The sequence below is a fragment of the Pseudomonas sp. SWRI18 genome, assembly GCF_014268345.1.
In the GTDB taxonomy this organism is placed as follows: domain Bacteria; phylum Pseudomonadota; class Gammaproteobacteria; order Pseudomonadales; family Pseudomonadaceae; genus Aquipseudomonas; species Aquipseudomonas cedrina.
Window position 1 is genome coordinate 14,830 of sequence record NZ_JACCQQ010000029.1, and the last position, 13,111, is coordinate 27,940.

The 13,111-nt window shown below is 62.8% G+C and carries 10 protein-coding genes; 5 read left to right on the forward strand and 5 right to left on the reverse strand.

Translation table 11 applies throughout. The features are described from left to right. Nucleotide 1: 1 nt before the first annotated feature. A complete protein-coding gene (locus tag H0Z09_RS24555; RefSeq protein WP_186694167.1) occupies nucleotides 2-2,146 on the reverse strand; it encodes a TonB-dependent siderophore receptor in 2,145 nt (714 codons plus the stop codon). 318 nt (nucleotides 2,147-2,464) lie between these two features. After that, entirely contained in the window at nucleotides 2,465-4,327 is a 1,863-nt protein-coding gene (locus H0Z09_RS24560) for a sigma-54-dependent Fis family transcriptional regulator (protein WP_186694169.1), read from the reverse strand. 309 nt (nucleotides 4,328-4,636) lie between these two features. Here H0Z09_RS24560 and H0Z09_RS24565 point away from each other — a divergent pair, with 309 nt between their 5' ends. The 4 genes from H0Z09_RS24565 to H0Z09_RS24580 all read left to right on the forward strand — a co-directional run bounded on the left by H0Z09_RS24565 (nucleotide 4,637) and on the right by H0Z09_RS24580 (nucleotide 8,289). Continuing rightward, nucleotides 4,637-5,614 carry a thiamine pyrophosphate-dependent dehydrogenase E1 component subunit alpha gene (locus H0Z09_RS24565; protein ID WP_186694171.1) on the forward strand — a complete coding sequence of 326 codons (978 nt, stop codon included), beginning with the start codon at nucleotides 4,637-4,639 and terminating at the stop codon, nucleotides 5,612-5,614. A gap of 27 nt (nucleotides 5,615-5,641) precedes the next feature. After that, nucleotides 5,642-6,661, forward strand: a complete 1,020-nt coding sequence (locus H0Z09_RS24570; RefSeq protein WP_186694173.1) for an alpha-ketoacid dehydrogenase subunit beta — start codon at nucleotides 5,642-5,644, stop codon at nucleotides 6,659-6,661. Next, nucleotides 6,658-7,761 (forward strand): acetoin dehydrogenase dihydrolipoyllysine-residue acetyltransferase subunit, encoded by a 1,104-nt coding sequence (locus H0Z09_RS24575; RefSeq protein ID WP_186694175.1) that lies wholly within the window; start codon nucleotides 6,658-6,660, stop codon nucleotides 7,759-7,761. The genes H0Z09_RS24570 and H0Z09_RS24575 overlap by 4 nt, the downstream gene beginning before the upstream one ends. 111 nt (nucleotides 7,762-7,872) lie before the next feature. After that, nucleotides 7,873-8,289, forward strand: coding sequence for an SRPBCC family protein (locus H0Z09_RS24580; RefSeq protein ID WP_076952507.1), 417 nt, complete (start codon nucleotides 7,873-7,875; stop codon nucleotides 8,287-8,289). Nucleotides 8,290-8,517: 228 nt separating this feature from the next. Here the strand turns inward: H0Z09_RS24580 and H0Z09_RS24585 are convergent, their stop codons facing one another. Beyond that, a complete protein-coding gene (locus H0Z09_RS24585; RefSeq protein WP_186694177.1) occupies nucleotides 8,518-9,909 on the reverse strand; it encodes a HAMP domain-containing sensor histidine kinase in 1,392 nt (463 codons plus the stop codon). Beyond that, nucleotides 9,887-10,570 carry a response regulator transcription factor gene (locus H0Z09_RS24590; RefSeq protein ID WP_076952505.1) on the reverse strand — a complete coding sequence of 228 codons (684 nt, stop codon included), beginning with the start codon at nucleotides 10,568-10,570 and terminating at the stop codon, nucleotides 9,887-9,889. Before H0Z09_RS24590 ends, H0Z09_RS24585 begins: the two co-directional genes overlap by 23 nt. A 395-nt stretch (nucleotides 10,571-10,965) precedes the next feature. Between H0Z09_RS24590 and H0Z09_RS24595 the strand changes: the two genes are divergently transcribed. Continuing rightward, entirely contained in the window at nucleotides 10,966-11,868 is a 903-nt protein-coding gene (locus tag H0Z09_RS24595) for a hypothetical protein (RefSeq protein WP_186694179.1), read from the forward strand. Nucleotides 11,869-12,110: 242 nt separating this feature from the next. Here the strand turns inward: H0Z09_RS24595 and H0Z09_RS24600 are convergent, their stop codons facing one another. Next, entirely contained in the window at nucleotides 12,111-13,019 is a 909-nt protein-coding gene (locus tag H0Z09_RS24600; RefSeq protein WP_076952503.1) for a MurR/RpiR family transcriptional regulator, read from the reverse strand. Nucleotides 13,020-13,111 lie beyond the last annotated feature (92 nt).

The following is a 13,111-nucleotide window of genomic DNA, read 5'->3' on the forward strand; positions in this document are numbered from 1 at the left end:
CTCAGAAATTGACCGAAGCACTCAGGCGCGCCGTCAGCGGCGCGCCCTGGAACAGATAGTCATCGCCCATGTACTCGCCCGCGTCGCGCCAGTAGCGCTTGTCGAACAGGTTGTCGACGCTCAGGCGGAACACCGTCTCATAACCGTCCAGCTTTGTGGTGTAGCGGCTGCCCAGATTGACCACCGCGTAGTCCCCTACCTCTACATTGCCGGTGCGGTTGGCGTTTTTCTTCGCGCTGTACTGCACACCGCCCAGCACCGCCAGGCCGTTCACCCAGGGCAGCGCATAATCGGCATACACACTGGCGCGCAGCGTGGGCACGTTGATCGCCTGATGGCCTTCGTATTGCGGGGTGCCGCTGCCGCTCACCCGCGCACGAATCGCCGCCACGCTGGTTGCGATCTGCAGGCGCTGCGTGGCCCAGCCGTTGGCCGACAGTTCCAGCCCGGTGTTCTTTTGTTCGCCCTGTTGCACGTAGGTAAAGGCACCTGCGCCGTCGGGCCTGGCGTATTGGTAGGCCTGGCGCGTCTGGAACACGGCTGCGGCAAAGCTGATGCGGCGCCAGTCGTATTTCACCCCGGCTTCGATCTGTCGCGAGGTGGTCGGCGCCAGGGTTTGATCCGCGTTGCCGGCGAACCACGGCGCGGTGCCGCCCAGGGAGAGGCCCTTGCTGTACGAGGTGTACAGCGCGACGTTTTCAATCGGTTTGTAGATCAATGAGGCCTGGGGCAGGAACACGTATTGCCGGGTATGGCGTGCCAGGGTGCCGTTGCTATCGAAGGCCTGTTCATCCAGGCGTACTTCGCGGCCGCCGAGGATGGTCTGCCAGTGCTCATTGAGGCGGATGCGGTCGCTGACGAACAGGCCGTATTGGCGGCTGTCCAGGGTGCGGTGGCTGTCATTCAGCGGAACATCTGTCGGGGTGAAGGTGGGGGCGTCGGCATTGATATTGCCGCTGCCGATCCACTCATTGACCGGTTTGCGTTTGTCAATCACCCGACGGAACGCGCTGGTGCCGAAGGTCAGTTCATGGCCCAGGCCGCCGGTGTCGAACAGCCCGGTCATCGCCGCTTGTACTTCATCGTCACGGCGGGTGTCGTCGGGGCTTCGGTAGTCGTAGATGTCGTAGTTGCCGTCGGGCGTGAAGGTATTACCGACGCCGCTGGTGGCACCGCCCCACGCGAACGAACTGTAGTCATCGATCACCACCTTGCTGCGCGCGGCGCTGACACTGCCTTTCCATTGATCGCTGAAGCGGTATTCGAACATGCCGTTGAGGTTCAGCGCATCGATGCCCACTTGCCTGGAACCGCTCTGGTGCCCCAGCAGTTTTTTCGGCGAGGCGTCCTGTGGCACCGTTGTGCCGCCGAGCAACTGGTAGCCCGGCACCGAGCGTTGCTGTTTGCTCTGGTATTCCGCATCCAGTTGCAGCACGGCGTCGGGGCTGATGTTCCAGTCGAACGCCAGGGACACGAAGTCCCGCTGGCCGTCGGCATGTTCGACATAAGCGTTGAGGTCTTCATGGGCCACGTTGGCGCGCAGGCCAAATTGCTGCTCGCTGCCGAACCAGCCGCCGACGTCGGTGGCGATATAGCCGCTGCCGCGATCGTCGCTGGAGACCGTCACCGAGCGCACATCTTCCGGGCGCTTGGTCACGTAGTTGATCGCGCCGCTGGGCTCGGAGATGCCACTTTGCAGGCCCGCCAGGCCCTTGAGCACTTCCACCTGCTGCTTGTTTTCCAGGGCGACGTTCTGCTCGCCGGTGATGGTCCGCCCGTTGATCTTGTAGCTGCTCGCCGCGTTCAGCGAGAAGCCGCGCACCACAAAATTTTCGTAGTAGCCGATGGGGGCATAACTGTCGCCCACCGAGGCGTCATTGCGCAGCACCTCACTGAGCAGGCGCGCCTGCTGGTCCTTGATCAGTGCGGCGTTGATCACGCTGATCGAGGCCGGGGTGTCGAGCAGCGGCGCGTCATCGAAGCCGCCCACCGAGGCGGTTTCACTGCGGTAGCCGGACTCATCCTGGCCCTGGACCGTCACCGCCGGCAGCTCGATCTCAGCCGCCAGGCTGCTTGCGATGCCGTCGCTGAGCAGCAGGCCGAGGGCGAAACCTGAGGTGACGACGGGACGAAAACGCACAACCATGGGGGCAGGGCCTTAAAGCGCAGGGTGGGGGGCGCATAAGCTAGGCACAAGCGGACACTTTTACAAGGGGGCGAGAAGGGGGCGCCTTGAGAAAAACATTTATTAAGGACGCGAGAGCATCTGTAGTGAGCGGGCTTGTCCCGCGCTGGGCTGCGAAGCCGCCCCAATGAAGACGCCGCTGAGTTCCAGATTGATCCCAGGTCGCTTGTTTTGGGGCAGCTTCGCAGCCCAGCGCGGGACAAGCCCGCTCACTACAAAGGTTTGCAGGTACTTATGACTTTGCAGGCAAGCCAGCTTCGCCATTTTGACCGCACCACATCAGCTGGTTTTGCCAGGCATGTCGATACCGAGCTGGTTGACCCGGCGATACAGGGTTGCCCTTGAGATGCCCAGCGCCTGGGCCGTCGGCAACGGCTTCCAGCGATGCCGGATCAACGCCTCCAGCACCACCTGGCGCTCCGGGCTCAAGCTGTCTTCCACCCGCCCGTCAACCTGCTCGCCACGCACTTCCACCGGCAAGTCCGCCACTTGCAGCGTGCCGCCTTCGCATACCGCGCAGGCATACGCCAGCACATGTCGCAGTTGCCGCACGTTGCCCGGCCAGGCATACCCCAGCAACAGCTCCAGCGCCGCCTGGCCGATACCCACGGCGACGCCGCTGCTGCGCGCTTGCTGCTCCAGCAGCCGGTTGATCAAGGCCAGCTTGTCGGTGCGCTCGCGCAACGGCGGCAGGCAGAAGCGTGCGCAGCCGAGGCGAAAGTACAGGTCTTCACGAAAGCTGCCCGCGCTGACCAGCGCCGACAGGTCGCGGTGGCTGGCGCAGATCACCTGGATGTCCACCGCGCGGGTTTTTGCCGCGCCCAAGGGCGCCACTTCGCCTTCGGCCATTACCCGCAGCAAACGCGTCTGCAAGGCCAGGGGCATGTCGCCGATTTCATCGAGGAACAAGGTGCCGCCATCGGCCTGCACCAGCAGCCCCGGCATGCCTTTGCTGGAAGCGCCGGTAAAGGCCCCGGCGACATAGCCGAACAGCTCGCTTTCGATCAGGTTTTCCGGAATTGCCGCGCAGTTCACCGCCACAAACGGGCCGTGGCGGCGGGCGCTGCGTTCGTGCAGTTGGCGCGCGAAGACTTCCTTGCCGGCACCGGTTTCGCCTTGCACCAGCACCGGCAGGTTACGGTCCTTGACCCGCACGGCCAGGCGCAGGTGCTCTTCCACGCGCGCATCGACCTGCGGAGCCAGTGGCGCACGCGGCGGTTTGCGGCGCGGCGCGTTGACGCGCACGTGCAGGGCGCCGGGCGCGCCTCGCCAAGGCAACTGTTGGGCCGACTGGTCGGTCACCGCGCGCAATGCGTCCAGGTCGAACACTTCGCCGATATGCTCCGGCACCTGGCCAAAGCGCACACGCAGTGCCTGGCGTGCCTTGCTGTTCAACGCCTGCAGGCGACCATCCTGGTCCCACGCCAGCAGCAGGTCGGGTTGGCTGTCCACATAACCCGGGGTGCCATGGGCTTGCAGCACCCAATGCTGGCGGGCGCTGTGCATGAAGAAGGCGTTTTCGATGGCCTGTGCACTCTGCGCCACCATCTGGCGCACCAGGTGCTGGCTGCGTCGGTCATCCGGGGACTTGAGCGCCGAGGCGTCCATCACCCCCAGCAGGTTGCCCTGGGGGTCGAAGATCGGCGCGGCGGAGCAGGTGAGGCCGATAAATGCCGCGCGGAAGTGGTCGCGCTTGTGCACCGTCACCGCCGCCTTGCTGGTCAGCACCGTGGCCACGCCGCAGGTGCCTTCTTCGGCTTCCGACCAGCAAGTGCCCAGGTACAGGCCGGCCTTGCGGCAGTCGGTACGAATCGCCGTGTCCACGCGGTGGTCGATGGTCTGGCCTTGGGCGTCGGTGAGCATCACGCAGTAGTCGGCATGCCGCACGCGGTGGTGCAGTTGCGCGACTTCTTCGCTGGCGATGCGCATGAACAGCTCGGCGCGTTCGCGGCATTCCTTGAGCAAGGGTTCACTGAGGATGCGCGGGCCCTGCAGCGAGCCGGGGTCCAGGTGGTGCTGTTCCATGGAACGCCGCCAGGAATCGAAAATCAGCGACGGCACCGGCGCCTGGGGCAGGCGATCGGCATTGCGGACCACGCGACTGACGCAGTCGACGTGCTCTCTGGAGTTCGCGGCGAGCATAAGGCCTCCGGTTCTCGGTCTTTGTTGTTATGCCCGCCATTAAGCGCGCATGCATCGGGCGGAACAAGCAGGGCCTGACCAAGTGCACGGGATGAGACGCAGCGTCTCATCCCGCCTGAGACGCGGCCTGCAGGCTGCAATGCGGCGTCTCATTCTGCGCCGGCCTGGGGCGCCGTTACAACCGCGCGCCACTGCTCTGGATCAAGGCTTCGGCAGGTTTTCCAAGGCGTTGGCACAGGCTGTGCTGAAGGGTTTGCAGCTGGCCGCAGCCAGCCTTTTGTGTGTCGAGACAACCTGGAGAACAACAAGATGTCCACCCACCTGTCCACCGATCAATTGCTGCATGCCTATACCGTGATGCGCACCATCCGTGATTTTGAAGAGCGCCTGCACGTGGAATTCGCCACGGGCGAAATCCCAGGGTTCGTGCACCTGTACGCCGGCCAGGAAGCCAGCGCCGCCGGGGTCATGGCCCACCTCAACGATGACGACTGCATCGCTTCCAACCACCGTGGCCACGGCCATTGCATCGCCAAAGGCGTTGACGTGTTCGGCATGATGGCCGAGATCTACGGCAAGAAAACCGGCGTGTGCGGCGGCAAGGGCGGCTCCATGCACATCGCCGATCAAGAGAAAGGCATGCTCGGCGCCAACGGCATTGTCGGCGCGGGTGCGCCGTTGGCGGCCGGTGCCGCGCTGGCTGCCAAACTCAAGGGCAGCCATGGCGTGGCCGTGGCGTTTTTTGGCGACGGCGGCTCCAACGAGGGCGCTGTGTTCGAGGCGATGAACCTGGCGTCCATCATGAAACTGCCGTGCCTGTTCGTCGCGGAAAACAATGGGTATGCCGAGGCCACCGGTTCCGGCTGGTCGGTGGCGTGCAAGGACATCGCCGATCGCGCCGCAGGGTTTGGCATGCCGGGGGTTATCGCCGATGGCAATGACTTCTTCGCCGTGCACCAGGCGCTGGGCGTGGCGGTAGAGCGGGCGCGCAACGGCGAGGGGCCGACGCTGGTGGAAGTGAAGCTGAGCCGCTTCTACGGCCACTTCGAAGGTGATGCGCAAACCTATCGCGGCCCCGATGAAGTGAAGAACCTGCGCGAGAACGCTGACTGCCTGGCGCTGTTCCGCCAGCGCTGTAACGCCGAAGGCTGGCTGGATGCGGCGCAATTCGAGCGTATCGACGGCGAGGTCGCGCAACTGATCGAAGACGCCGTGCGCCTGGCCAAGTCCGACCCCAAGCCCCAGGCCGCTGACCTGCTCAGTGATGTCTACGTCGCCTACCGCTAATAAGAATAACCTTCGGAGAGAATTTTCATGGCTCGCAAAATCAGCTATCAGCAGGCAATCAACGAAGCCCTGGCCCAGGAAATGCGCCGTGACCAGAGCGTTTTCATCATTGGTCAGGATGTGTCCGGCGGCACCGGCGCCCCTGGCGAACAGGATGCCTGGGGCGGCGTGCTCGGGGTGACCAAAGGCCTTTACCCGGAATTTCCCGAGCGCGTATTGGACGCGCCGTTGTCCGAAGTCGGCTACGTGGGCATGGCCGTTGGCGCGGCCACCCGTGGCATGCGCCCGGTGTGCGAGTTGATGTTCGTCGACTTCATCGGCTGCTGTCTCGATCAGTTGCTCAACCAGGCCGCCAAGTTCCGCTACATGTTCGGCGGCAAGACCACCACGCCGCTGGTGATCCGCGCCATGTACGGCGCCGGCCTGCGTGCGGCGGCCCAGCATTCGCAGATGCTCACCTCGATGTGGACGCATATTCCCGGCCTTAAAGTGGTGTGCCCGGCCACGCCCTATGACGCCAAGGGCATGCTGATCCAGGCGATCCGCGATAACGACCCGGTGATCTTTCTCGAACACAAGATGCTCTACAGCCTGCAAGGCGAGGTGCCGGAAGAGCTGTACACCGTGCCGTTCGGTGAAGCCAACTTTGTGCGCGAAGGCAAGGACGTGACCCTGGTGACCTACGGGCGCATGGTGCATATCGCCCTGGAAGCCGCCGCCAACCTGGCCCGCCAGGGCGTCGACTGCGAAGTGCTGGACCTGCGCACAACCAGTCCGCTCGACGAAGACAGCATCCTTGAAAGCGTCGAGAAAACCGGGCGGCTGGTGGTGATCGACGAGTCCAACCCACGCTGTTCGATCGCCACCGATATCAGTGCGCTGGTCGCGCAAAGGGGGTTTTCTTGCCTGCGCGCGCCGATTGAGATGGTCACCGCGCCGCACACCCCCGTGCCGTTTTCCGATGCATTGGAAGACCTGTACATCCCCAACGCCGCGAAGATCGAAGCCGCTGTGCTGAAGATCGCCGACAAGAGGAACGCCGCATGATCCACACCCTGACCATGCCCAAGTGGGGGCTGTCGATGACCGAAGGGCGCGTCGATGTCTGGCTCAAGCAACCCGGCGACCGAGTGGAGAAAGGCGAGGAGGTGCTGGACGTAGAGACCGACAAAATCTCCAGCAGTGTCGAGGCGCCATTCAGTGGTGTATTGCGCCGGGTATTGGCGCTGAGCGACGAGACCTTGCCGGTCGGCGCCTTGCTGGGGATCGTCGTGGAAGGCGAGGCCACGGAAGCCGAGATTGACGCCGTGATTGAACGCTTCAACGCCGGGTTTGTTTCCAGCGCGGCCGAGGCCGAAGCCTCTGGGCCAACTGCGCAGAAAGCCGAGATAGGCGGGCGCTTGCTGCGTTATCTCGACCTGGGCGAGGGCGGCACGCCGTTGGTGCTGGTCCACGGGTTTGGTGGCGACCTGAACAACTGGCTGTTCAACCAACCGGCATTGGCCGCCGAGCGCCGTGTGATCGCCCTGGACCTGCCGGGGCATGGCGAGTCGGGCAAGCACTTGCAAAGCGCCGATGCCCAGGAGCTGAGCCAGGCAGTGTTGGCCCTGCTTGACCACCTCAAGCTCGACCGCGTGCACCTGGCCGGGCATTCCATGGGCGGGTTGGTTTCCCTGACGGTTGCCGCCCAGGCGCCCGAGCGCGTCGCGTCGTTGACCCTGATCGCCAGCGCCGGCCTGGGCCCGGATATCAACGGTGATTACCTGCAAGGCTTTGCCGACGCAACAAACCGCAATGCCCTCAAGCCCCAGTTGACCCAACTGTTCAGCGACCCTGCGCTGGTGACGCGGCAGATGCTGGAGGACATGCTCAAGTTCAAGCGGCTCGAGGGCGTGGACCAAGCCCTGCGCCAGCTCAATCAGCAGCTGTTCGAGGGCGGGCGGCAGACGATCGATCTGCGCAGCGGGGTGGGGCGACAGCCGAGCCTGGTGATCTGGGGCAGCGATGATGCAATCATCCCGGCGACCCATGCCGAGGGGTTGGCGGCCCAGGTGGAGATTCTGCCGGGGCAGGGGCATATGGTGCAGTTGGAAGCGGCGGAACGGGTGAACCAATTGATCACCACCTTCCTCAAATCGTTGCCCTGACCTGCCATCAAGAGGTGGAGGGGGCTTGCTCCCTCCTGTATCAATGGATGCATTGATGCCTCAGGCGTGGCAGGCTGGGCGACGTTTTCCTACGATTTTTGGAGATTTACCGTGCCAACAGCATCTTCCGTAATTGAAATCCCGGTGCCGGCCGACCAGGTCTGGCAGTTGGTGGGGGGCTTCAACAGCCTGCCGGATTGGCTACCCTTGATCGCCAAGAGCGAGCCCGGCGAAGGCGGCCGCGTGCGGCACCTGACCACCGCCGACGGCGGCGTGATCGTCGAGCGCTTGCAGACATTCGATAACGTGGCGCGCACCTACAGCTACACCATTGAACAGTCACCGTTCCCGGTGAGTGCCTACCTGGCAACGTTGCAGGTCGAGGCGCTGACGGAGTCGTCGGCGAAGGTGACCTGGTCCGGCGTGTTTACCCCGGCGGCGGGGACTGAGGACGCAGCGGTCGAAGCGTTGTTTGCCGGTGTGTACAGCGGTGGGTTAGAGGCGTTGCGCGCCAACTTCCCGGCCTGATCTTTCAAACACCGCAAACCCAATGTGGGAGCTGGCTTGCCTGCGATGGCCATAGGTATCTACGCATCTTTGTAGTGAGCGGGCTTGTCCCGCGCTGGGCTGCGAAGCGGCCCCAATAAGGACACCGTAGGGTTCCAGATGAAACCAGATCGTCTGGTTTGGGGCGGCTTCGCCACCCAGCGCGGGCGGTGCGACGATTCGACAAGCCCGCTCACTACAGGGTCGGGATTACTCTGGCATCAACTGTTGGCGGCACTCCAGCATCAGCCTTGCCCCACCGCTTGCACTGGCGCCCACCTCCAACTTGAACCCATGCAAGTTGATGATCGCCGCCACAATCGACAAGCCCAGGCCGAACCCGCCTTGCTGGTCGCTTTCGTCCACGCGATAAAAGCGTTGGAACACCGCCTTGCGCTCGGCCGCCGGTATGCCGGGTCCGGAGTCGTGTACTTCGATGCGGGTACTGCCAGCATCGTTGACCCCGCGCAACCTCACTTCGCCGCCCGGTGGCGAAAACTTGATCGAGTTGCTCAGCAGGTTGGCCAGGGCCTCGAACAGCAGTGCGCGGTCGCCGGTGACCCAGGGTAGCGAGTCCGGCGCTTCCAACACCAGCTGCAGCTCGCCTTCTTCCGCCAGGGGCAGATAAAAGTCGTGCAACTCGCGCAATAGCGGCAACGGGTCCATCACCAGGAAACCCGAGCGTCGCTGGTGGTCTTCCAGTTCGGAGATACGCAATAGCCCGCGAAAGCGCGCCATCAGGGTGTCGGTCTCGGCAATCGCGTCGTCCAGCTTCACTGCGCAGTCCGACTCCGCCTCGGCCTCCTGTTTGATGCGATACAACTGCGCGCGCAGACGAGTCAGCGGGGTGCGCAGGTCGTGGGCGATGTTGTCGCACACACCCTTGACCTCATTCATCAGCTTTTCGATGCGGTCGAGCATGGCGTTGACGATGGCCGCGAGCATGTCCAATTCGTCGCGGCGGTTCGACAGCGGCAGGCGGTGGGTGAGGTCGCCGGCGACTATGGCTTCGGCGCTGGCCTGGATCCCGCGAATCCGCCGCAACGGGCGGCGGCGCAACAGGTGCCAGCCGGCCGCGCCCGGAATGATCGTCAGCGACAGCGCCCAGAGCAGGGCATGCCAGATGATCCGGGTCACGCCGAACAGCGAACCGTTGGCGCGCACCAGTACCAGCCAGCGGCCGTCCGCGGTGTGGGTGGCCACGGCGTCGCAGCTGTCCTTGGGCAGTTTGGGGTCGTCGGAGTCGACGCAATTGGCCAGGGCATGGATTTTGCCGTCCAGGGACAGGTCCGGCGGCACTGCGCGGATCGGCCCGCTGAGGGGGCGCAATTGCTCGTCGAACAGGCCATAGGCGTCCACGCCCTTCATGTCGAAGGTCATGCTGGTGGTCAGCGCCTCCACCAATTCTTCGCCGTCGAAGCGCTGAAACAGGTGCTGGCGCTGCATCAGCGAATGGCGCGACAAATCGCCCAGGTAACCCGACACCTCAAAATACAGCACCCCCATCAGAATGCAGCTCCAGGCCACGAATAACGAGCTGTATAGCGCCAGCAAACGGCTGCTGGATGAGCGCCAGCCCTTAGAGGGGTTCAGCAATGACATAACCGGAACCTCGCACCGTGCGGATCAACGGCGGAAGGCCCGGCGGGTCGATTTTCTTGCGCAGGCGACCGATGTGCACATCGATCAGGTTGGTGCCCGGGTCGAAGTGATAGCCCCAGACCTCTTCGAAGATCATCATCCGCGACAGAATCTGCCCGGTGTTGCGCATCAGGAATTCGAGCAACTTGTATTCGGTGGGCAACAGGCTCAGCGGTTGGTCGGCGCGGCTGGCTTCGCGGCTGATCAGGTTCAGCTCCAGGTCGGCCACGCGCAGGGCGGTTTCGAACTCCTTGACCGTGCTCTTGCGCCGCAGCAGCACTTCGACGCGGGCGGCCATTTCGTCCGAGGCGAACGGCTTGGTCAGGTAATCGTCACCGCCGGCCCGCAGGCCGCGCACGCGTTCGTCGACATCGGAGAGGGCGCTGATCATCAGGATCGGCGTCGCCACACCGATGGTGCGAAGTGTGGTGACGATGGCCAGGCCATCGAGTTCCGGCAGCATGCGGTCGAGGGTGATCAGGTCGTAATCACCACTCACGGCACGCACCAGGCCTTCGCGGCCGTTGTCTACCCAATCTACTTCCAGTCCATGGCTACTCAGCTCGGCGACGATCTCGCGGGCCGTTACGGCGTCATCCTCGATGGTCAAAATACGGGTCATAGGATTACCTGGTGAGCGATTCACACTGAAGTGCGGGCATTTTGCCAAGAAATGGCTGAACGCTTCCTAAATAAAACTTCACTTTGGCAAAACTGACACAGATTTCATAAACGGACAGTGACAAGTGTGGGAGCGGGCTTGCTCGCGAATACGGTGGTTCAGTGACTGATGTGTTGCCTGACCCACCGCATTCGCGAGCAAGCCCGCTCCCACAGGGGGTATGCATAACGCCTGCTTGATTCGGTCGTTTCTTGCAACTTGCATGGTTTGCGCAAGTTCAATTTAATTAAATCGTTGAAATATAACGATTTTATTTTCTGTGGCGACTGGCATGGTGCCTGCACTGTCCCTTTTGAGACTTGCAACACTATTTTTCCTGCCGGGAGCAAACAACAATGATCACCTCTTCATCCACGCTGCAAGAGTCGAGCACGCTCTCCGGGGTTTCCTGGGGGGCGATCTTTGCCGGGGCCGCCGCGGCGGCGGCGTTGTCGCTGATCCTGGTATTGCTGGGCTTCGGCCTGGGCTTTTCGGCGGTATCGCCGTGGGCCGACAGCGGTATCAGCGCCAAGGGGCTTGGCATATCCACGATTATATGGCTGGCGTTTACCCAGATCGTCGCGTCCGGGCTGGGCGGCTACATTGCCGGCCGGTTGCGAGTGAAGTGGGCCAACATGCATGGCGATGAGGTGTACTTTCGCGATACCGCCCACGGCTTCCTGGCCTGGGCCGTGGCCACGCTGATCACGGCGATGCTGGTGGTCGGTTCGGTGAGCAGTGCCGTCAGCGGCGGTGTGAAAGCCGGTGCCAGCGTGGTATCGGGCGCCGCCGGTGGCATGACCCAAGCCGCCGGTTCCGCGGCCAATGGCAGTGCCGATCACCTTGATTACTATGTCGACAGCCTGTTTCGCGATGATCGCCCTGCGGCGGTCAGCGACGATGCGGTACACGGTGTGGTCGCACGGATTCTCGGTCGCACCGTGAGCAACAACGGTGAGCTGGCTGCTGAAGACCGGGCCTACCTGGCCCAGTTGATCAGCCAGCGCACCAACCTCAGCCAGGCCGACGCCGAGGCGCGTATCGACAAGGTTTACGGCGATGCACGTAAAGCCGTCGAAGACGCCAAGCTCAAAGCCAAGCAAGCCGCCGACACCGCCGCCAAGGTGGCCGCCTACACGTCGCTGTGGATGTTCATCGCGCTGCTGATTGGCGCCTTCTTCGCCAGCTTCGCTGCAACCTTCGGCGGTCGCCGTCGCGATGCGGTGGTGTATGTCGAAACCGAACACTTTGTCCGTTAATAAAAGGAGAACATCATGCGTTCATTACTTCTGTGGTTCCTCGGCATTCCGATTCCGATCATCATTCTGATCGCTATCTTCATGTGATCTGAGCAAAGCCTGCTCCATCCCTGTGGGAGCGGGCTTGCTCGCGAATGCGGTGTGTCAGCCAGCACATCTGGTGATTGACACTCTGCATTCGCGAGCAAGCCCGCTCCCACATTTGGTTTTGCGCCGTGTCAGACAAACGTTAGGCACATTTGTCAGTCATCAAACCCAACCTGCTCATGAATTTCATCCACCTTCAACTCCAACCGGTACGCCACCGCGATAAACAACGCCTGGCACAGGCACAGCGTGGCGCTCAGCGAGCGGAAGGCAAACGATGATCCCTCATTGACCAACAACACCGCGTTCGCCCGCTTGGCCAGGGGTGACAGGTTACTGTCGGTAATGATCAGCGTCTTGGCCTGGTGATGCTGTGCAATCCGCAGGCAATGCTGGGTCTCTTTGCCGTAAGGCGTAAAGCTGATGGCGATCACCAAGTCATTGGCACGCACGCTGCGCATCTGCTCGCGATAGCTGCCGCCCAGGCCCGAGATCAGGTGAATGCGCTTGTTGGTGTGCTGCAGGTTGTAGACCAGGTAATCGGCCACCGCAAAGGAACGGCGTACGCCGACCACGTAGATATTGTCGGCATTCACCACCAGGTCCACGGCCTTGTCGAAGGCCACGTCATCCAGTTCCAGCCCCAGCCTTTCAATACCCGACAATGTTGCGTTGACGCATTCGCGCGCCAGGTCGCCGCCGCTGGCCTTTTGCGACTTGTTGGCGATCATGCTGCGGATGCGCTGCTGGTAGTTCTGCACCGGCGTGGTCTTGTGGGTGTAGGCCTCGCGAAACAGCGCCTGCATCTCACTGAACCCACTGAACCCGAAGCGCTGGGAGAACCGCACGATGGCCGACGGGTGCACTTCACACTCGCGGGCGATGTCGCTGATGCGGTCGACCATGATCCGGTCGCTCTGTTGGCTCATGTAGCTGGCGATGCGCTTGAGCTGGCGCGGCAGGCTCTCGTATTCGTCGGTAATCAGCTGCAACAGACGGTCGGCATTGATCGGAGGGCTGGCGACGGGTTCTTCCAGGGCGGTCTCGTGATCGGTGCGGGACATGGGCAATCCTTCTGACAGTTTCTTCTGATGCGCTGATGGGTGGCGCAAGTCTACAGGGTAGGCGCAAAAAAATACCTCGGCATCACGGGCGG